We start from the raw sequence: 19,588 nt of genomic DNA, 5'->3' as shown, positions 1-19,588 counted from the left end.
CGACGGTGGCGCACTCACAACCCCTTGGGGTGCCACACCGTCTTCGTCTCGACGAAGGCGCGGATCCGGTCCAGGCCAGGTCCGGCCGCCCAGTCGGGCTCGACGGCCCGGCCGTCAACCAGCGAGGGACGCAGGACCCGCTTGAGGTTGCCGGCGGCTTCTGCCTCGAGGGCGCCCCACTCGACACCGTCGGCCTCTGCGGCTCCCGTGAGGTCGATGGCGTTGACGTCGCGGTGTGAAGCCAGCCAGGGCGCGACCTCGGCGGTCTGGGCGGTGATGAGGTTGACGACGCCGCCGGGCACGTCCGAGGTGGCCAGCACCTCGCCGAAGGTGATGGCGGGAAGCGGGCGGGAGGCAGAGGTGAGGACGACCGCAGTGTTTCCGGTGGCGATCACCGGGGCGACCACGGACACGAGGCCGAGGAGCGACGAACGCTGCGGCGCAAGGACGCCCACGACTCCAGTGGGCTCGGGAGCCGACACGTTGAAGAACGGGCCGGCCACCGGGTTGAGGTTGCCGAGCACCTGGGCGACCTTGTCGGTCCACCCGGCGTACCAGACGAGACGGTCGACCGACGCGTCGACGACCGCGCCGGCCGCCTTGGTGCCGAGGCCCTCACTCGCGCCGACCTCGTCGATGAACTGTGCACGGCGGCCCTCGAGGACCTCGGCCACCCGATAGAGCACCTGGCCCCGGTTGTAGGGCGTCGCACCGGCCCAGCCGGCCAGCGCGGCCCGGGCGGCGACGACCGCGTCCCGGACGTCCTTGCGTGAGCCCATCGAGGCGTTGGCCAGGAACGCGCCCTTGGCCGAGACGACCTCGTAGGAACGGCCGGACTCGCTGCGCGGGAACTTGCCGCCGATGTAGAGCTTGTAGGTCTTGCGCACGTCGAGGCGGGTCATCGGGCGGCTCCTGTCGTCAGGGCGGCGGTGGTGACGTAGGCCTCGAGCCCGTGCCGGCCACCTTCGCGGCCGTAGCCCGACTCCTTGTAGCCGCCGAAGGGCGAGGTCGGGTCGAAACGGTTGAAGGTGTTGGCCCAGATGACACCGGCGCGCAGCTGGTCGGCCATCCAGAGAATGCGCGACCCCTTCTCCGTCCAGACGCCTGCGGAGAGGCCGTAGGAGGTGTTGTTCGCCTTGGCGACGGCCTCCTGGGGCGTCCGGAAGGTGAGCACCGACAGGACCGGCCCGAAGATCTCCTCCGTCGCGACCCGGTGCGTCTGGGACACGCCTGTCAGCACCGTCGGAGGGAACCAGAAGCCGCGGGCCGGCAGCGTGCACTCCGGGCTCCAGCGCTCGGCGCCCTCGGCGACACCGGCGTCGACCAGGGACGTGATGCGGTCGAGCTGGGCACGGCTGTTGATCGCGCCCAGGTCGCTGTTCTTGTCCATCGGGTCGCCGACCCGCAACGTCTCGAGCCGGCGCTTGAGGCGCGCGAGGACGGCGTCGTGGACGCTCTCCTGCACGAGCAGCCGTGACCCGGCGCAGCACACCTGCCCCTGGTTGAAGAAGATGCCGTTGACGATGCCCTCGACCGCTTGGTCGATGGGGGCGTCGTCGAAGACGATGTTGGCCGCCTTGCCGCCGAGCTCCAGGGTCGCCTTCTTGGACGTGCCGGCGATCCGGCGGGCGATCGCCTTGCCGACCTCCGTCGAACCGGTGAAGGCGATCTTGTCGACCCCGGGATGGTCGACGAGGGCCTCACCGGTGCGTCCGTCACCCGTGACGATGTTGACGACGCCCGGCGGCAGGTCGGCCTGCTGGCAGACCTCGGCGAAGAGCAGCGCCGTCAGGGGAGTGGTCTCGGCGGGCTTGAGCACCACGGTGTTGCCGGTCGCCAGGGCGGGCGCGATCTTCCAGGCCAGCATGAGGAGGGGGAAGTTCCACGGGATGATCTGTCCGACGACGCCGTGGGGCCGGGGCGGCGTGCCGCCAGTCGGGGCGAGGCCGGCGAACTCGAGCTTGTCGGCCCAGCCGGCGTGGTAGAAGAAGTGCGCGGCGGCGATCGGGACGTCGACGTCGCGGGTCTCCTTGATCGGCTTGCCGTTGTCGAGCGTCTCGAGGACAGCGAACTCCCTGGCCCGCTCCTGCAGGATCCGGGCGATCCGGAAGAGGTACTTGCCCCGCTCGGAGCCGCTCAGGCGGCCCCAGACCCCTTCGTAGGCCCGGCGGGCCGCGGCGACGGCCCGGTCGACGTCCTTCGGTCCGGCTTGGCTCACCTCGGCCAGGACCGACTCGTCGGCCGGGTTGATGGTCTCGAAGGTGTCCTTCGGCCGGCTGAAGGCACCGTCGATGTAGAGACCGTAGGACTTCTCGATCGTGACGACGGCTCGCGACTCGGGCGCGGGGGCGTACTCGAACTTCGGCATGTGCACGTTCTCCCGGTCAGTCGATCGTCACGTAGTCGGCGCCGGAGTAGGCGCCGGTCGCGAGCTTCTGGCGCTGCAGCAGCAGGTCGTTGAGCAGGCTCGAGGCGCCGAAGCGGAACCACTCAGGTGACATCCAGTCGTCGCCGGCGACCTCGTTGACCATGACGAGGTACTTGATCGCATCCTTCGACGTGCGGATGCCGCCGGCGGGCTTGACCCCGACCTGGACGCCGGTCAGCTCCCGCCAGTGCCGCACGGCCTCGAGCATGACGAGTGTGACCGGCAGCGTCGCGGCGGGGGACACCTTGCCGGTCGAGGTCTTGATGAAGTCGCCGCCGGCGAGCATGGCGAGGTAGGAGGCGCGGCGCACGTTGTCGTAGGTGACGAGCTCACCCGTCTCGAGGATGACCTTGAGGTGGGCGTCGCCGCAGGCCTGCTTCACCTCAGCGATCTGGCTGAACACGGTGAGGTAGTCACCGGAGAGGAACGCGCCCCGGTCGATGACCATGTCGATCTCGTCGGCGCCGGCCTCGACCGCCGCGCGGGTGTCGGCGAGCTTGACGGGCATCGCGGCCCGGCCAGACGGGAAGGCCGTCGCGACCGCTGCCACGTGGATGCCGCTGTCGCCCAGGGCCTGCTTGGCCGTGGCGACCATGTCGCCGTAGACGCAGATGGCGGCGGGACGTGGGGTGGTCGGGTCGATGGGGTCGGGCACCAGTGCCTTGGCGCAGAGCGAGCGGACCTTGCCGACGGTGTCGGCGCCCTCGAGCGTCGTGAGGTCGATCATGCTGATCGCCGTGTCGATGGCCCACGCCTTGGCCGTCGTCTTGATCGAACGGGTGCCGAGCGAGGCCGCCCGAGCCTCGCAGCCGACCTGGTCGACCCCCGGGAGGCCATGGACCCAGGAGGCGAGCGCCCGGTTGGTCAGGCGTGAGACGCCGAGCAGGTCCCGGGCAGCAGCCGTGAGGTCCTGGACGGCGTGCGCCGTGGTGCTGACTGTCACCCGGGGGAGTCTACCGGTGAGTTGTGTGGACCCGGCCCACATCGCAGGCTCCGAAGGGCCACAAGCGAGGTCGAGCGTGAGACAGTCGAAGGACAGTGCCCGGAAGGACGAGCGAGACGATGAGAGCCGGCGGAACGTCGCCGACCGACCCCCATCGCCCGGGGTCGGTCGACCAGCGGAGCGTGGTGACGCTGCGCCCGGGCTCCTCGATCGCCATCGGCGCGTTCGGGGCCGTGGCTGGTCTCGCGTTGCTCCTGCCCGCCCTGCGGGGGCCCGACCGGGACTGGGTGGTGATCTCCTCGATCGTCCTGGCGCTCGTGCTCCTCTGGCTCTTCGTCGTGCGCCCCTGCGCCCAGCTGGGCCCGGACGGGATCCGGCTGGTCAACCCGCTCCGGGTGGTCGACCTGACCTGGCCGGTCATCGAGGAGGTGCGGTCGAGGTGGGCGCTGGAGCTCGTCTCGGCGGGGCGCCGCTACACGGCCTGGGGCGTGCCCGCCGACCCCGGCCGCCCTCGGCACGGTCGCTCGACCGTGGCTCCCCCCGAGGGCTGGTCCGGGTCGGGTTCGGCGCCCTCGGCGGGCCGGCGACCGAAGGCCGAGGCCCAGACCGTCGCCGAGGAGATCGAGCGCCGCATCGCTGCTGACCGGTGCCGGCCCGCTGCTGCCCGGACGGGCGCCCCGAGGACGGATGTCCAGTCCTGGGACGCGCCCGCGGTCGCGATGCTCGTGGGAGCCGCGGCGTTCTTCGTCGTGACCGTCCTCGCGCTCTGAGGAGGGGCAGCCGGCGTATGCCGCTGAGCCGGTTTCCCCTCGGGCGCGGGCTGGGGTGCCGGGCGGAGGATCAGGACAGGGCGGTGAGGTGCTCGAACTCCGGGCGGATCCCGGCGAGCCGGGAGGCAGCTGCAGCGCGAGCAACGGCGAGGCCGGGACGGTCCCGGACCGGCTCGATGACCTCGAGGTAGACCTTGACCTTCGGCTCGGTGCCGCTCGGGCGGACGATGATCCTCGAGTCGTCGTCGAGGTAGTAGCGCAGGCCCTCGGTCGGCGGGAGCCCGGCACTACCGGTGGCGAGGTCGTCGAGTCGGGTGACGGCCCGGCCGGCGATGGACGTCGGCGGAGCCTGACGGAGTCGGCTCATCAGCTCCTCGGACTGGGCGAGGTCAGAGAGGCGAACCGAGAACGAGTCGGTCGCATGCAGTCCGTGGGCCAGGGCGAGGTCGTCCAGCAGATCAGTCAGCGCCCGTCCCTCGGCCTTCAGGGTCGCCGCGAGCTCCGCGAGCAGCAGGGCGGCACTGACCCCGTCCTTGTCCTTGACCAGGTGCGGTGCGACGCAGTAGCCCAGGGCCTCCTCGTAGCCGTAGCGCAGGCCCTCGACCCGGGAGATCCACTTGAAGCCCGTGAGCGTCTCCGCGTGCCGGATCCCCGCGGCTGCGGCGATCGCGGCGAGGAGCCGGGAGGACACGATCGAGTTGGCGAAGACGTCGCCCGGGACGACCCCGCGCCGGACGATGTGCGCCCCGAGGAGCGCCCCCACCTCGTCCCCGCGGAGCATCCGCCAGTCGCCGAGGGCGGGGTCGAGAACGGCCGCCGCACACCGGTCGGCGTCGGGGTCGTTGGCGATGACGAGGTCGCACGCCTCGGCCCGGGCCTGCTCGAGCGCCAGGTCGATGGCTCCCGGCTCCTCCGGGTTGGGGAAGGCCACGGTCGGGAAGTCAGGGTCGGGCAGCGCCTGCTCGTCGACCGGCGTCGGTGGCGCGAAACCGGCCCTGGCGAAGGCGACCGCGATCGTGCCGTGGCCCACGCCGTGGAGGCTGGTGTGGACGCAGTTGAGATCTCGCGGGGAATCGGGTGCCACCACGGACACGACGGCCGAGATGTAGTCCTCGACCAGCGAGTCGTCGAGCGTGTCCCACCCGTCAGTGGCGCGCGGGACGGACGCCACTGACGGCACGGCCGCGATCCGGGCCGCGATCTGGCTGTCCGACGGCGGCACGATCTGGCTGCCGTCGCCGAGATAGACCTTATAGCCGTTGTCCTGGGGCGGGTTGTGGCTCGCGGTGACCATGACGCCGGCGTCCGCGCCGAGGTAGCGGATCGCGAAGGCCAGCACCGGGGTCGGCAGCGGTGACGGCAGCAGCAGGGCCCGACCGCCGGCGCCCTCGACCACCGCGGCGGTGTCCCGGGCGAAGACATCCGAGTTGTGGCGGGCGTCATAACCGACGACGACCAGAGGCGTGGCCCCGGACAGACCTGTGGCGTAGAGGTGGCCGACCAGCCCGGCCGCAGCTCGGATGACGACGCTGCGGTTCATCCGGTTGGGTCCGGCGCCGAGGGCCCCGCGCAGACCTGCGGTGCCGAACTCCAGCATCCCGGAGAAGCGGTCGGCCAGCTCGTCCACTGCCTCACGCGAACCGGCCTCGGCCTGCTCGATGAGCGTCCCCAGCTCGGCCCTGGTCGTCGCGTCCGGGTCGTCGTCGCGCCAGGCTCGGGCCGATGCGAGCAGCTCCGCCACGTCGTCGGCCGGCATCACAGCCTCCTGACGATGTCGGCGAGCAGCCGCGCGCAGCGGTCTGCCGCGGCCTCGCCTGCCTCGAGGACCTCCTCGTGGCTGAGCGGCGTGTCACTGATCCCGGCCGCCGGGTTGGTCACGAGCGAGATGCCCAGGATGTCCAGACCGAGCTGACGGGCGGCGATGGCCTCGAGAGCCGTCGACATGCCGACGAGGTCGCCGCCGAGCACCTTCGCCATCCGCACCTCGGCCGGGGTCTCGTACTGGGGTCCCCGGAACTGGATGTAGACGCCCTCCTGCAGCGAGGGGTCGACCTCACGTGCGATCTCCCGGAGCCGTGGCGTGTAGACATCGGTGAGGTCGACGAAGTGGGAACCCTCGATCGGTGACTGGCCCGACAGGTTGATGTGGTCACGGATGAGGACCGGGTTGCCGGTCCACGCGGGGTCGAGACCCCCGCAGCCGTTGGTGAGGACGACGGTGCCGCACCCCGCAGCATGTGCTGTTCGCACGGCGTGCACAACGGGCCGCACGCCCCGGCCCTCGTAGAAGTGGGTGCGAGTCCCGTAGACGAGGGCGCGTCGGCCCGTGTCGCCGATGGCGACCGACCGCATCGTCCCCGAGTGACCGGCCACCGCGGAGGCGGAGAAACCGGGCACGTCCGCGTTGTCGATGGTGGCCACGGTCGCGCCGATCCGATCGCCTGCCTCACGCCACCCCGAGCCGAGGACCAGCGCGACGTCGTGGCGCTCGACGCCGGTTCGCTCCGCGATCACCGCAGCGGCCCGGGCAGCCACCTCGAAGGGGTCCACGGTCGGATCGTTCAGGTCCACGGCGCTCATGCTCACCCTCCGGACTCTAGCGACGCCAGGCACCCGCAGGTGCCGGCTCCACCCCGGAAAGGCGCGGTCTGCTGGGAGCGAGCCCAGCGGCATACGGCCGGATGGGTGGTTGGATGTGTGGGTGATCACCCGAGAGACGTCCGTAGTCATCATCGGAGGCGGCCCCGGCGGTTACGAGGCCGCGCTCGTCGGCGCCCAGCTCGGCGCTGACGTCACCATCATCGAGCGGCAGGGGGTGGGCGGGGCAGCAGTCCTCACCGACTGCGTCCCGAGCAAGGCGCTGATCGCGACGGCCGACTACATGTCCGACTTCGAGGTCGCCGGGGGCCTCGGCGTGCACCTGACCGACCACGAGGGCGACGTCGTCGAGGACGTCGTCGTCGAGCCGCAGACGGTCAACGAGCGCATCCTCGCGCTGGCCTCGGCCCAGAGCGGTGACATCCACGGCAGCCTCGAGCAGGCCGGCGTGCGCGTGGTCCGTGGCGTCGGCCGCGTCGCCGACCGCGGGCGAGTCGTCGCGGAGATCGACGGCTCCGGACAGACCGAGGAGATCGCAGCCGACATCGTGCTCATCGCCACGGGTGCCACACCGCGCGTCCTCCCGTCCGCGGTGCCGGACGGAGACCGCATCCTCACCTGGCAGCAGATCTACTCCCTGACCGAGCTTCCCGAGCGGCTCGTCGTGATCGGCTCCGGTGTGACCGGCGCGGAGCTCGCCCAGGCCTTCCTCGGCCTCGGCTCCGACGTCGTCCTCGTCTCCTCCCGCGAGCACGTGCTGCCCGGCGAGGACGCGGACGCCGCCACGCTCATCGAGGAGGTCTTCCGCAAGCGCGGCATGGAGGTGCTCAACCGCGCCCGAGCCGCCGGCGTCGAACGCACGGAAGCCGGCGTGATCGTGCGCCTCGAGGATGGTCGGACCGTCGAAGGCAGCCACGCCCTGCTCGCCGTCGGGGCCATCCCCGCGACCCGCGGGCTCGGCCTCGAGGAGGTCGGCGTCGACCTCGCCGAGTCCGGCCACATCACCGTGGACCGGGTCTCGAGGACCTCCGTGCCCGGCATCTACGCGGCCGGCGACTGCACGGGCGTCCTTCCCCTGGCATCGGTCGCCGCGATGCAGGGCCGCATCGCGATGTGGCACGCCCTCGGTGATGCCGTCGCCCCGCTCAACGTCCGCGGCGTCGCCGCGACGATCTTCACCGAGCCGGAGATCGCGACCGTTGGCATCGGCCAGGTCGCAGCCGACGCCCAGACCGACGTCGAGTCCGTCATGCTGCCCCTGGCCCGCAATCCACGCGCGAAGATGCAGGGCATCACCGAAGGCTTCGTGAAGCTCTTCTGCCGCAAGGGCTACGGCACCATCCTTGGTGGCGTCATCGTCGCCCCCAAGGCCTCCGAGCTGATCCACCCCGTGGCCCTCGCCGTCCAGAACCGGCTCAACGTCGACCAGGTGGCGAGCACCATCACCGTCTACCCGTCGCTGTCCGGGTCCATCGCCGAGGCGGCGCGGCAGCTCCACCAGTCCGAGTGACGCCGGAGTACGGTCAGAGCACGACAAACACGGGCAAGGAGGCGTCAACGACGATGACTGGTTGGATCGACAAGGCAAAGGACTTCATCAAGGGTCACCCGGAGCAGGCGAAGGATGCACTGCAGAAGGCCGAGGACCTGATCAACGAGCGCACGGGCGGGAAGTACGCCGAGCACGTCGACCAGGGGTCGGACGCGATCGGCGAGCACCTCGGGCTGCCGCCGGACGCCGAGGACGCGGCTCCGGTTCCCGAGCCCGTGCCTGCTCCCGTTCCGGAGCCAGAGCCCGCTCCCGTTCCGGAGGCCGAGCCGGCCACCACCCCGGCGTCGGACGAGCCGGCACAGGGCGACACCACGCTGGGTGACCCACCGCCGACCAGGTCCTGAAACAGCGAGAGAGCAGTTCGTCCGGGGGACGAGCTGCTCTCTCGCTCCGGGTCAGGCGTCCGCCGCCGCGTCCTTGATCTCGGCCAGGACCGCGCCGGACGTGACGGTCTCTCCGACCGCGGCCTTGAGACCGGTCAGGACGCCCGACTTGTGGGCGTTGATCGGCTGCTCCATCTTCATCGCCTCGAGGACGATGACGAGGTCGCCCTCTGCCACGGTGGCACCCTCCTCGACGGCGATCTTGACGATCGTGCCCTGCATCGGGGCGGTGAGCGAGTCACCGGAGGCGGCGGCGCCACCCTTGCCACCAGCCGAGCGCTTCGGGGCCTTCTTCTTCGCCGTGGAGGTCCCGCCGCCGCCGCCCAGGCTCAGACCACCGGGCAGGGACACCTCGAGCCGCTTGCCACCCACCTCGACGACGATCGTCTGGCGCTCAGCCGCGTCCTCGGCGTCGCCGTCAGCGGCGGCCAGCCCAGCGGCATACGGGGGAACGGTGTTGTCCCACTCCGTCTCGATCCACCGCGTGTGCACGGTGAAGGGGGACCCGTCCGAGGGAGCGAAGGCCTCGTCCGAGACGACGGCGCGGTGGAACGGGGTCACCGTCGGCATGCCCTCGATGACGAGCTCGTGCAGCGCGCGCCGCGCCCGCTCGATGGCCTGGGTGCGGTCGCGGCCGGTGACGATGAGCTTGGCGATCATCGAGTCGAACGCCCCCGCGACGGTGTCGCCCTCGACGATGCCGGCGTCCCAGCGGACACCGGGACCCTGCGGCACGACCATGCGGCTGACCGTGCCCGGGGCGGGCAGGAAGTTGCGCCCCGCGTCCTCGCCGTTGATCCGGAACTCGATGGAGTGAGCGTGCGGCTCCGGGTCGGTGAAGGTGAGTGCCTCACCGTTGGCGATCCGGAACTGCTCACGGACCAGGTCGACGCCGGTGACCTCCTCGGTGACCGGGTGCTCGACCTGCAGGCGGGTGTTGACCTCGAGGAAGCTGATGCCCCCGTCCTGGCCGACGAGGAACTCGCAGGTGCCCGCGCCGACGTAGCCGGCCTCGCGCAGGATCGCCTTCGAGGCGCGGACCAGCTCGGCGTGCTGGCTCTCGGAGATGAACGGGGCCGGGGCCTCCTCCACCAGCTTCTGGTTGCGCCGCTGGAGCGAGCAGTCCCGGGTGGAGACGACCACGACGTTGCCGTGGTGGTCGGCCAGACACTGCGTCTCGACGTGCCGGGGCTTGTCGAGGAACCGCTCGACGAAGCACTCGCCGCGGCCGAAGGCCGTCACGGCCTCACGCACCGCCGACTCGTACAGGTCCGGGATCTCCTCGATGGTGCGGGCCACCTTCAGGCCGCGTCCACCGCCGCCGTAGGCCGCCTTGATCGCCACCGGCAGACCGTGCTCCTCCGCGAACGCCACGACCTCTTCGGGGCCGGACACCGGGTCCTTCGTGCCCGGCACCAACGGGGCGTTGGCCTTCGTGGCGATGTGCCGCGCCTTGACCTTGTCACCCAGCGAGTCGATGGCTGCGGGGCCGGGACCGATCCAGGTCAGGCCGGCGTCGATGACGGCCTGGGCGAAATGGGCGTTCTCGGCGAGGAAGCCGTAGCCCGGGTGCACGGCATCGGCACCCGACTGCCTGGCCACCTCGAGCAGCTTCTCCTGCACCAGGTAGCTGTCGCCGGGCGTGGACCCACCCAACGAGTACGCCTCATCGGCCACCTTCACGTGCAACGCATCCCGATCGGGCTCTGCATATACCGCCACGGACCCGATGCCCGAGTCCTTGCACGCACGTGCAATTCGGACAGCGATCTCACCACGATTAGCGATCAGGACCTTGCTGATGGAAGCCATGCGACGGACTCTAGCGTCTCGCCAGGCGTGCACTCCCCGCCGTCGGGGCGTTACTCCACGGTCGGCTCGTGACGTGCGGCACACGGTCGTTCACGTAGGTTGAGTGTCATGACTGCACCCCTTTCGAGCCCCAACGTGCTGCTCGAAGAATCGTCGGCTGACGACGTCCGCATCCCCCAGCTCGGCTTCGGGGTCTGGCAGGTCCCAGCGGACGAGGTCGAGGCGGCCGTCGGCACGGCGCTGGCCACGGGCTACCGACACATCGACACCGCGCGCATCTACGGCAACGAAGAAGGCGTCGGGCGGGCGATCGCCGCATCGGGCGTGCCCCGCGAGGAGGTCTTCGTCACGACCAAGGTGTGGAACGACGACCATCGAAACGTGGCCGCGGCGTTCGACGCCTCCCTGAAGCGGCTCGGGCTCGAGGTGCTTGACCTCTACCTCATCCACTGGCCGGCCCCGGGTGCCGACGCGCATGTCGAGGCGTGGCGACAGCTGCTCGAGCTGCAGCAGTCCGGGCGAGTCCGGGCCGTCGGTGTGTGCAACTTCCACGTCCCACACCTCCAACGGCTGCTCGACGAGACCGGAGTCCTCCCGTCGATCAACCAGATCGAGCTGCATCCGTATCTCCAACAGGACGAGCTGCGACGCTTCCACGCCGAGCACGGCATCGCCACCGAGGCGTGGAGCCCGCTCGCGTCGGGCAAGGAGGTCCTGACCGACGCGACCATCGGAGAGGTCGCCGCGAAGCACGGCGTCACGCCCGCCCAGGCGATCATCCGGTGGCACCTGGACATCGGCAACGTCGTCATCCCGAAGTCGGTGACGCCCTCGCGCATCGCGGAGAATGCTGACGTCTTCGGTTTCCGCCTGGACCAGGAGGATCTCGACGCCTTCGCGACGCTCGAGCGTGGCATGCGCACCGGTCCCGACCCCGACCGGTTCTGGGCCACTCCTCGCTGACCGACCGCAGTACGTTGGGTCCATGGGACTCTTCTCCCGACGGCCCAAGGACGAGTCGCCCGACGTGACGAACGACCGCGCCGGCGATGGCGCTGACGCGGGGACCAAACTGCCCGAGGACTTCGACGGGCGTCCGGTCACCTCACCCCTCACCGACGCGGAGCGCGATCGGATCGCTGCGGGACTGGCGGCCCTGAGGGCCAGGGGTGTCGACGTCGACGACCTCGCCGCCATCGGGGCTGCCTACGACCAAGCGTTCACCGAGGCGCGCACCGGCCGCGGGGAGGGTGCCGACGTGGTCGTCGAGACCTTTGGAATCGCCATCGGGGAGTACCTCGCGCGCCACAGCGCTCGCGAATGGGCTGTCGTCACGGACGTCTTCGGCACCGACCTCGGACTGGTGGCAGCGCGAGCTGACACCGTGATCGTGCCGCACAACCTGGTCGGCGCCCGATGGATGCGGGGTGAGACCGGTTGGGTGCCGGGAGTGGTGACACACCTCGCGAACCTTCGTCCGCGTCCTGCGCCCTAGGCTGGCCGGCCCGGGTGGTTCCACGGGCGTCTACCTCCTCCGCCGCGCCCTCGACCTGACGTTCTTCCCCGAGCTCTACGAACTGCGCACCCGCATTGGCTCCTGAGTTCGGTGTCGTGGCTCGCACTGGCAGGGGCACGGCCCCAGGCAGGCGAGCTCGAAGCACTCATCCAGACAGCGGCACTCCAGCTCGACGGGTGCCTGCCGGACCACGGGCTGAGGGCCACGCATGAGGCGCCTTCGCAGCTCGAGCTGGTCGGTCGTCGGGTGGTCGGTCGGCCGGGCCCGCTGGGGGAACTGGTCGGCAGCTCTGTCGCGCTCGGCCCTGTGGTGAAACCAGCCTCGGGCCGGCGGGCGATCGTGGCGAGGCTTGTACAGCGCCTCCTGAGGGAGCTGGTCGGGTGGGTCGACGTCCAGGTGTGCAGGGAAGCGCCGACCGCCGTTGTCCCTGACGAGTCCCGCGGGTGCCGGCTCGACCGGTCGTCCCTCGTGGTCGACTGCGGTCAGCCGAAGGCCGCAGGCCTGCAGCATCCGGTGGAGGGCCGACAGACTGGGCAGGCCCTTGCCGGACTCCACCCTGGCAATGCTCGATGCCGCGCTGCCGATGCGCTCGGCGAGATCCCGTTGGCTGAGGTCAGCCTGTCTCCGAGCACGCACGACGAGCCGGCCGACCGTGTCCGGGTCACTGAGATCAGGGTTTCCAGCGAGCTCGCGCATGCGGGCAGCGTGGCACGGGACGCCGACAGCCCTTGCTCGGCAAGCCCTACGGCACTGCTCACTGGGGCTGAGCAGTGCCGTACTGGGGCGTTCGGGGCTGACGCCGGACGCGTGGGGGACTGCCCGGGACTGCGGCACTGCTCACTGTGGCTGAGCAGTGCCGTAGTCACCACGACGGCAAGGGTGGCGTTGGCGGAGCCGCCGCAGCCCCTGGCACGAGTGAGGCGACGTCACGGGCAAAGGGGTGGCGCCGAGGGCAGGCCAGGCGGCGGCGAGCAAGGGTCAGGCGGCGGGTAGCTTGGCGCGTACCTGTCGCTTGATCCGCGCCAGCATCGCCGCCATCCCGCGCAGGCGCAGCGGCGAGACTGCGTCCGCCAGGCCGAAGCGCATCGGTGCATCGTCCGGCACTGCCAGGACGTCGGCGGCAGGCAAGCCGTCGAGTCCGGCGTGGAGGATGCCGGCGAAGCCGCGGGTCGTGGGGGACTCAGCCGGCGCGTCGAAGAACAGGTGGACCCGGCGGTCAGCCGGCGAGTCGGCTTCGTCGACCTCGACAACGAGGAAGAGCGGAGTCTGACACTCATCGACGCGCTCGAGCTGGTCGAGTCGTCCTGCGTAGCGCTCCGGCAGGGACGGCAGCTCGTCGCTGAACTCCAGCAGCAGCTGGAGCTTGAGGTCGTTGGTCGCCGAACGGAAGTCCGCCGCGATCTCGCCGAGCTCGGCCGGCAGCTCGGCGGGCGACTCGGCAGGCGACTCGGCAGGCGGGTGCATGGTCACTTCTCGATGGGCACGCGGACCGCGTTGCCCCACTCCGTCCAGGACCCGTCGTAGTTGCGCACCGACTCGAAGCCGAGGAGGTGGGTCAGTACGAACCAGGTGTGCGACGAGCGTTCGCCGATCCGGCAGTAGGCCACGATGTCGTCGTCCGGGGAGAGTCCCTGCTCGCGCAGGTACAGCTCCTCGAGATCCGCACGGCTCTTGAAGGTGCCGTCGTCGTTTGCGGCGCGGGCCCAGGGCACGGACTTCGCGCCCGGGATGTGCCCGCCCCGCATCGCACCCTCCTGCGGGTAGTCCGGCATGTGCAGGAGCTCGCCGGTGTATTCGCCGGGGGAGCGGACGTCGACGAGCGGCTTGCCGAGGTGCGCGAGGACGTCGTCCTTGAAGGCGCGGATCGGCGCGTCATCGCGCTCGGCGACCGGGTACTCGACCGGCTGCGGCGTCGGCACCTCACGAGTCAGCTCGCGACCCTCGGCGACCCACTTGGCGCGCCCCCCGTCGACGAGCCGGACATCCTCGTGACCGAACAGACTGAAGACCCAGAGGGCGTAGGCCGCCCACCAGTTCGACTTGTCGCCATAGATCACGACCGTCGTGTCGCGGGCGATGCCGCGCGACCCCATCACCTCGGCGAACCGCGCACCATCGACGTAGTCCCGGGTGACCGGATCGTTGAGGTCAAGATGCCAGTCGATCTTGAGCGCGCCGGGGATATGGCCGGTGTCGTAGAGCAGGACGTCCTCGTCGGACTCCAGCAGGACGATGCCGTCCGGCCCGCCGATGCGTCCGGCCGTGATCTGCTCCGCCAGCCACTGCGTGGTGACGAGGCGCTCCGGGTGCGCGTAGGCCGCGAGCTTGGGGTCTTCGCCAGTCATGACCCCATCGTGTCACGGGGTTGGCGGAGTGAGCCGGTCCAGGTCTGACCGGCAGCTGCGCTCGAACTCGCCCAGCTCGGCGATGGCGTCCTGCACGTCCTTGAGCCGCTGCTCCAGGTCAGCGCGGCGGGCGTCGATCTGGTCGAGGACGTACTCGAGCTGAGCCCGTCGACCGCGTGGGGCGTCGAAGAGGTCGACGATGGTCCGGATCTCCTCGAGCGGGAAACCGAGGCGCTTGCCACGCAGGATGAGCTTGAGACGGGTGCGGTCACGGCGGTGAAAGATCCGCTGGGTGCCCCGCCGCTCGGGGGAGACGAGGCCGAGGTCCTCGTAGTGGCGGATGGTCCGGTGGGTCACGCCGAACTCGTCCGCGATCTGCGCGATCGTCCACTCGGGCCCACTTGTCATGGCTGCGATTCTGCTTTACGTTTACGTAAGCGTCAAGCAGGAACCCACGAGGAGCGACATGTTCGAGCTGAGCCAGGAGCACGAGGACTTCCGCAAGGTCGTCCGGGACTTCGCCGAGAAGGAGGTCGCACCCCACATCGCCGAGTGGGACCGCGCCTCGCACTTCCCGGCCGACCTCGTTCCGAAGATGGGCGAGCTCGGTCTCTTCGGCCTCGTGGTGCCCGAGGAGTACGGCGGCAGCGCCGGCGAGGGGCAGGGCGACTTCACCAGCCTCTGCGTCGCGATCGAGGAGCTCGGCCGCGTCGACCAGTCCATCGGCATCACCCTGTCCGCGGGCGTCGGCCTCGGGATCAACCCGATCCTCACCTACGGCAATGACGAGCAGAAGCAGCGCTTCCTCCCGGACCTGGTCGCGGGCCGGGCGCTCGCGGGCTTCGGCCTGACCGAGCCGGAGGCCGGGTCGGACGCGGCGGCGACGAAGACGCGGGCCGCCCGCGACGGACACGAGTGGGTCGTCAACGGGTCCAAGGCGTTCATCACCAACTCCGGCACCGACATCACGTCGGTTGTCACGGTGACCGCTCGCACGGGCACGAACGAGGACGGCACCGCGGCGATCTCCGCGATCATGATCCCGTCCGGCACCCCGGGCTTCACGGTGGAGCCCGCCTACCACAAGCTGGGCTGGCACGTGTCCGACACCCACGGCCTCACCTTCGAGGACTGCCACGTCCCGCTGGAGAACCTGCTCGGCGAAGAGGGGGAGGGCTTCAAGCAGTTCCTCAAGACCCTCGACGACGGGCGCATCGCCATCTCCGCGCTGGCGGTCGGCTGCGCCCAGGCCTGCCTTGAGCTCGCGACCGACTATGCCAAGACGCGGATCGCCTTCGGCCGGCCGATCGGTGTCAACCAGGGCATCTCGTTCCAGCTCGCCGACCTTGCCGTCATGGTCGAGGCCGCCCGGACCCTGACCTACAAGGCTGCCTGGCTCAAGGACGAGCTCCACGAGGGTCGTCGCTCGGTGAAGGAGGTGAAGCACGCCGCCGCCATCGCCAAGCTGTACTCGACCGAGGCGGCCGTGTCCGCCACCCGCATCGCCACGCAGGTCTTCGGCGGCAACGGCTTCATGGAGGAGTTCCCCGTTGCGCGGTTCTACCGCGACGCCAAGATCCTCGAGATCGGGGAGGGCACCTCCGAGGTGCAACGCATGCTCATCGCCCGCGGGCTCGGCCTCCCGCAGTCCTGACCTCGCGCCGACGAACCGGAAGGATGAGCCCCATGCCGTCGAGTGACCTACCCACCCAAGGACCCTTCGCCGTTGACTCGCTGGGTGATGATCCGCGCGTCGCGGACGTCCGGACCCGCCTCAACGCCGCGTGGGCGGCTTCGGACCGGGCCCCGGAGAAGGCGCAGGCCAAGCTCGATGCCCAGGGCAAGATCTACGTCCGCGACCGGATCGCGCTGCTCTTCGACGAGGGGTCCTTCGTCGAGGACGGCCGCTTTGCGAACGCCCTCCAGGAAGGGCTGCCCGCTGACGGCGTCGTCACCGGCCGTGGGACCGTGGACGGCCGGCCGGCGATCGTCATCGCGAACGACCCCACGGTCAAGGCCGGGTCCTGGGGCAGCCGCACCGTCGAGAAGATCGTCCGGGCGACCGAGATGGCACTGCGCGAGGAGCTGCCCGTCTTCTGGTTCGTCGACTCGGCGGGCGCCCGGATCACCGACCAGGTGGAGATGTTCCCCGGCCGTCGGGGCGCGGGGCGGATCTTCCACAACCAGGTGGCCCTGTCGGGCAAGGTGCCCCAGATCTGCTGCCTCTTCGGGCCGTCCGCAGCGGGCGGCGCCTACATCCCCAGCTTCTGCGACCTGATCATCATGGTCGAGGGCAACGCGTCGATGTACCTCGGCAGCCCCCGGATGGCCGAGATGGTCGTCGGGGAGAAGGTCACGCTGGAGGAGATGGGCGGGGCGCGGATGCACTGCACCGTCTCCGGGGTCGGTGACCTCTTGGCGCAGGACGACGTCGAGGCGATCGAGCTGGCCAAGCTCTACTTCTCCTACGTGCCGGGAAGCTGGCGCGACCGGCCGCCGAGCTACCACGCCGAGGGGCCGAGCGAGCCGCTGACCAAGCACACGGTGCCGGAGCGGGAGTCCGTCCCCTTCGACATCCACACGGTGATCGAGGGCCTCGTCGACGAGGACTCGTTCTTCGAGCTCAAGCCCCTGTGGGCGGCCGAGCTCGTCATCGGCTTCGGCCGGATGGACGGCGAGACGGTCGGGATCGTCGCGAACAACTCGATGGTCAAGGGCGGCGTCCTCTTCACGGACAGTGCCGACAAGGCCGCGCGCTTCATCTGGCTCTGCGACGCCTTCAACATCCCACTCATCTATCTCGCCGACGTCCCGGGCTTCATGATCGGCTCCGAGGTGGAGCGCGGCGGGATCATCCGCCACGGAGCGAAGATGGTCAGTGCCGTGTCGTCGGCGACGGTGCCGCAGGTCTGCGTCGTGGTCCGGAAGGCGTACGGGGCCGGTCTCTACGCGATGGCCGGCCCGGGCTTCGGCCCGGACGCGACGATCGCGCTGCCGACCGCCCGCATCGCCGTGATGGGTCCGGAGGCCGCGGTGAACGCCGTCTACGCGAACAAGATCGCCGAGGTCGAGCGGTCGGAGGGGAGCGAGGCACGCGACGCGTTCGTCGCAGCCCGGCGCGCGGAGTACGAGGAGGACGTCGACATCGAGCGGCTCGCGGCCGACCTCGTCCTCGACTCCATCATCGAGGCGGACGAGTTGCGTTCGGACCTCATCCGTCGACTGTCCTATGCTGCCCGGCGTGACCGTCACTTCAGCGAACGACGCCGCTCCGTCCCCCCGGTCTGAACCGGCCCTGGCGGATCTCGAGCGGGTCGATCGCGCCGCGGAGGCGCGACAGGCCTGGTGGCGGCGGTTCAGCTTCTGGTTCCCCGTGGCGGTGTATGCCGTCTCGCGGCTCTACGTCCTCGTGGCGGGGATCCTGCTCGCCAAGGGGCAGATCGCGCTGCCGATCGGCCTGGAGCGGATCCGCATCTCGTATCCGCTGCCGCAGGACCCCGGCTACCTCGCCGCGATGACGAACTGGGACGGCCAGTGGTACCGCGTCATCGCGGAGGAGGGCTACCCGCGGGTCCTGCCCCGGGTCGGCCACGGGGGGATCGACATGAACCCCTGGGCCTTCTTCCCGGTGTTCCCCATGACGGTCGGCGCCATCATGAAGGTGACGGGGCTGCCCTTCGACGTCGTCGGGCCGGTCCTGTCGACGCTCATCGGGTTCGCCGCGATCTACCTGCTCTTCAGGCTCGTCGACCAGGTCATCGGCCGGTGGGAGGCCATCGTCGCTGTCGTCGCGACCTGCTTCTACATGGCCTCGCCGGTCTTCTCGGCCGCCTACACGGAGTCGTCGGCGCTGCTGCTCGTCGTGACGATCCTGCTGTTGCTTCGCGCCCGCCGGTATTGGTGGGTCGTCGCAGCGTTGGTCGTTCTCTCCCTGACTCGCAACGTCGTGATCGCGATGGTGCCGGTGATCATCGCCCACACGGTCGTGCGCTGGCGGCTGGGCGACGAAGGGCCGCATCCGGTCCGCTTCCGCTGGGCCATGGCGGCCCTCGCGGGCTGGGCGGCGGCTCTGACGTTCCTCTGGCCCACCATCGTCTCGGTGGTGACCCAGACCCCGGACGCCTACAACCAGACGATGTTGGCCTGGAACATCCAGACCAAGATCAAGCTCTACATGTGGTGGGACCTGCTCTACGCCTACTGGGGCGTGATCGGACAGCTCCTCGGCGTCCTCGGTGTCGTCGCGTTCGCGTGGTTCATGCTCTCCAAGCACTCCTGGCGGTGGGGCCCGGAGATCTGGGGTTGGGCCGGCGGCTACCCGGGCTACATCCTGCTCGTCACGAGCACCACCCCGAGCCGGGTCCGCTACGCGCTGCTGGCCTTCCCCTTCACCCTCATCATCGCGTGGTTCCTCAAGCTGCGGTGGTGGAGCCGGTGGCGCTACTGGGTCCTCGGCGGGATCGTCGTCGTCGGAGCGATCCTCATGTGGTGGTGGCTCGAGCACTACCTGATCATCAAGAACCTCACCGACGACCTCTATCCCTGACCCCGACGGGTCAGCGGGCGGTGACGATGTCGAACCAGCCCACGCCGGCGTCCGCCAGCAGGTCCCGCAGCAGTGGGAGGGACAGGCCGACGACGTTGTGGTGGTCTCCCTCGATGCCGGCGACGAACGGTCCTCCGAGGCCGTCGACGGTGAAGGCGCCGGCGACCCGCAGCGGCTCTCCCGTGGCGACGTAGTCCTCGATCTCCGAGTCGGTGAGAGCGGCGAAGTAGACCGTGGTCGAGGCGGTGGCGCCGATGGTCGCGCCCCCCGTGTCCCGGTCGTCGATGAGCCAGTGCCCCGTGTGCAGGATGCCCGACCGGCCCCGCATCCGGCGCCACCGTGCTGCGGCCTCCGCCGCATCCGCCGGCTTGCCGTGGACCTCGCCGTCGAGCTCGAGGACCGAGTCGCAGCCGAGCACCAGTGCCGGCGAGTCGGTGCGGCTCGTCACGTCCTCCGCCTTGGCCCGCGCCAGGAGCAGCGCGATGTCGGCCGGCTCGATCGGGCCGTAGCGGTCGAGCGCCTCGGCCACCACCGAGTCCTCGTCGACCTCGCTGACGAGGACCACGGGCTCGACCCCCGCGCCACGCAGCGTCTTCAGCCGCGCCGGAGAGGCGGAACCCAGCACGAACGGGACGGGACTTCCGGGCGGGAGTGGGCTCAGCGGCATACGAGGGAAGATACGGCACCGGCGGCCG

At 70.3% G+C, this 19,588-nt stretch carries 19 protein-coding genes and 1 pseudogene; 9 read left to right on the top strand and 11 right to left on the bottom strand.

Features of this window, described 5'->3' with window-relative positions; translation table 11 throughout:
* Positions 1–14: 14 nt before the first annotated feature.
* From OO014_RS14745 to deoC, 3 genes are read right to left on the bottom strand one after another with little or no spacing between them, the layout of a single operon-like run.
* Complete coding sequence (locus OO014_RS14745; RefSeq protein WP_272463086.1) at positions 15–902, bottom strand: aldehyde dehydrogenase family protein; 888 nt, start codon at positions 900–902, stop codon at positions 15–17.
* Entirely contained in the window at positions 899–2,368 is a 1,470-nt protein-coding gene (locus OO014_RS14740) for an aldehyde dehydrogenase family protein (protein ID WP_272463085.1), read from the bottom strand. Before OO014_RS14740 ends, OO014_RS14745 begins: the two co-directional genes overlap by 4 nt.
* 16 nt (positions 2,369–2,384) lie before the next feature.
* On the bottom strand, positions 2,385–3,371 hold the full coding sequence (deoC, locus tag OO014_RS14735) for a deoxyribose-phosphate aldolase (protein WP_272463084.1): 987 nt from the start codon (positions 3,369–3,371) through the stop codon (positions 2,385–2,387).
* 119 nt (positions 3,372–3,490) lie between these two features.
* On the opposite strand from deoC, the gene OO014_RS14730 reads away from it, so the two are divergent.
* Positions 3,491–4,141, top strand: coding sequence for a PH domain-containing protein (locus tag OO014_RS14730; RefSeq protein ID WP_272463083.1), 651 nt, complete (start codon positions 3,491–3,493; stop codon positions 4,139–4,141).
* 70 nt (positions 4,142–4,211) lie between these two features.
* Here the strand turns inward: OO014_RS14730 and OO014_RS14725 are convergent, their stop codons facing one another.
* The gene (locus tag OO014_RS14725; protein ID WP_272463082.1) at positions 4,212–5,897 is read right to left on the bottom strand and encodes a phospho-sugar mutase; all 1,686 of its coding nucleotides are present in this window, start codon (positions 5,895–5,897) and stop codon (positions 4,212–4,214) included.
* Positions 5,897–6,721, bottom strand: a complete 825-nt coding sequence (locus OO014_RS14720; protein WP_272463087.1) for a purine-nucleoside phosphorylase — start codon at positions 6,719–6,721, stop codon at positions 5,897–5,899. The genes OO014_RS14725 and OO014_RS14720 overlap by 1 nt, the downstream gene beginning before the upstream one ends.
* Before the next feature lie 121 nt (positions 6,722–6,842).
* Here OO014_RS14720 and OO014_RS14715 point away from each other — a divergent pair, with 121 nt between their 5' ends.
* On the top strand, positions 6,843–8,249 hold the full coding sequence (locus tag OO014_RS14715; protein WP_272463081.1) for an NAD(P)H-quinone dehydrogenase: 1,407 nt from the start codon (positions 6,843–6,845) through the stop codon (positions 8,247–8,249).
* A gap of 53 nt (positions 8,250–8,302) precedes the next feature.
* On the top strand, positions 8,303–8,635 hold the full coding sequence (locus tag OO014_RS14710) for an antitoxin (protein WP_272463080.1): 333 nt from the start codon (positions 8,303–8,305) through the stop codon (positions 8,633–8,635).
* Between the two features lie 51 nt (positions 8,636–8,686).
* Here the strand turns inward: OO014_RS14710 and OO014_RS14705 are convergent, their stop codons facing one another.
* Positions 8,687–10,486, bottom strand: a complete 1,800-nt coding sequence (locus OO014_RS14705) for an acetyl/propionyl/methylcrotonyl-CoA carboxylase subunit alpha (RefSeq protein WP_272463079.1) — start codon at positions 10,484–10,486, stop codon at positions 8,687–8,689.
* 108 nt (positions 10,487–10,594) lie between these two features.
* Between OO014_RS14705 and OO014_RS14700 the strand changes: the two genes are divergently transcribed.
* From OO014_RS14700 to OO014_RS14690, 3 genes and pseudogenes are all read left to right on the top strand, one after another.
* Positions 10,595–11,449 (top strand): aldo/keto reductase, encoded by an 855-nt coding sequence (locus OO014_RS14700; protein WP_272463078.1) that lies wholly within the window; start codon positions 10,595–10,597, stop codon positions 11,447–11,449.
* Between the two features lie 22 nt (positions 11,450–11,471).
* Entirely contained in the window at positions 11,472–11,981 is a 510-nt protein-coding gene (locus OO014_RS14695) for a DUF3806 domain-containing protein (RefSeq protein ID WP_272463077.1), read from the top strand.
* Between the two features lie 7 nt (positions 11,982–11,988).
* Positions 11,989–12,087 (top strand): annotated as a pseudogene (locus OO014_RS14690) (tryptophan 2,3-dioxygenase); the annotation flags it as partial.
* On the opposite strand, the gene OO014_RS19385 reads toward OO014_RS14690, so the two are convergent.
* From OO014_RS19385 to OO014_RS14675, 4 genes are all read right to left on the bottom strand, one after another.
* On the bottom strand, positions 12,057–12,698 hold the full coding sequence (locus tag OO014_RS19385; RefSeq protein ID WP_420485521.1) for a helix-turn-helix domain-containing protein: 642 nt from the start codon (positions 12,696–12,698) through the stop codon (positions 12,057–12,059). The pseudogene OO014_RS14690 and the gene OO014_RS19385 overlap by 31 nt on opposite strands.
* 282 nt (positions 12,699–12,980) lie before the next feature.
* On the bottom strand, positions 12,981–13,466 hold the full coding sequence (locus OO014_RS14685) for a SufE family protein (protein WP_272463076.1): 486 nt from the start codon (positions 13,464–13,466) through the stop codon (positions 12,981–12,983).
* A 2-nt stretch (positions 13,467–13,468) separates the two neighbouring features.
* Positions 13,469–14,347, bottom strand: coding sequence for a sulfurtransferase (locus OO014_RS14680; RefSeq protein WP_272463075.1), 879 nt, complete (start codon positions 14,345–14,347; stop codon positions 13,469–13,471).
* Between the two features lie 12 nt (positions 14,348–14,359).
* Positions 14,360–14,755, bottom strand: coding sequence for a MerR family transcriptional regulator (locus tag OO014_RS14675; protein ID WP_272463074.1), 396 nt, complete (start codon positions 14,753–14,755; stop codon positions 14,360–14,362).
* A gap of 58 nt (positions 14,756–14,813) precedes the next feature.
* Between OO014_RS14675 and OO014_RS14670 the strand changes: the two genes are divergently transcribed.
* Genes OO014_RS14670 through OO014_RS14660 form a run of 3 tightly spaced genes read left to right on the top strand, consistent with a single transcriptional unit; the run spans position 14,814 to position 18,893 of the window.
* Positions 14,814–16,001 carry an acyl-CoA dehydrogenase family protein gene (locus OO014_RS14670; RefSeq protein WP_272463073.1) on the top strand — a complete coding sequence of 396 codons (1,188 nt, stop codon included), beginning with the start codon at positions 14,814–14,816 and terminating at the stop codon, positions 15,999–16,001.
* 32 nt (positions 16,002–16,033) lie between these two features.
* Complete coding sequence (locus OO014_RS14665) at positions 16,034–17,635, top strand: acyl-CoA carboxylase subunit beta (protein WP_272463072.1); 1,602 nt, start codon at positions 16,034–16,036, stop codon at positions 17,633–17,635.
* Complete coding sequence (locus OO014_RS14660) at positions 17,589–18,893, top strand: hypothetical protein (RefSeq protein WP_272463071.1); 1,305 nt, start codon at positions 17,589–17,591, stop codon at positions 18,891–18,893. Before OO014_RS14665 ends, OO014_RS14660 begins: the two co-directional genes overlap by 47 nt.
* A gap of 10 nt (positions 18,894–18,903) precedes the next feature.
* On the opposite strand, the gene OO014_RS14655 is transcribed toward OO014_RS14660, so the two are convergent.
* Positions 18,904–19,560 carry a Maf family protein gene (locus OO014_RS14655; RefSeq protein ID WP_272463070.1) on the bottom strand — a complete coding sequence of 219 codons (657 nt, stop codon included), beginning with the start codon at positions 19,558–19,560 and terminating at the stop codon, positions 18,904–18,906.
* Between the last annotated feature and the right edge of the window lie 28 nt (positions 19,561–19,588).

It is taken from the genome of Intrasporangium calvum (assembly GCF_028446585.1).
Lineage (GTDB): Bacteria > Actinomycetota > Actinomycetes > Actinomycetales > Dermatophilaceae > Intrasporangium > Intrasporangium calvum_A.
Note: the sequence above shows the minus strand (reverse complement) of the source record. Positions and strands in the feature narration are given on the sequence as shown.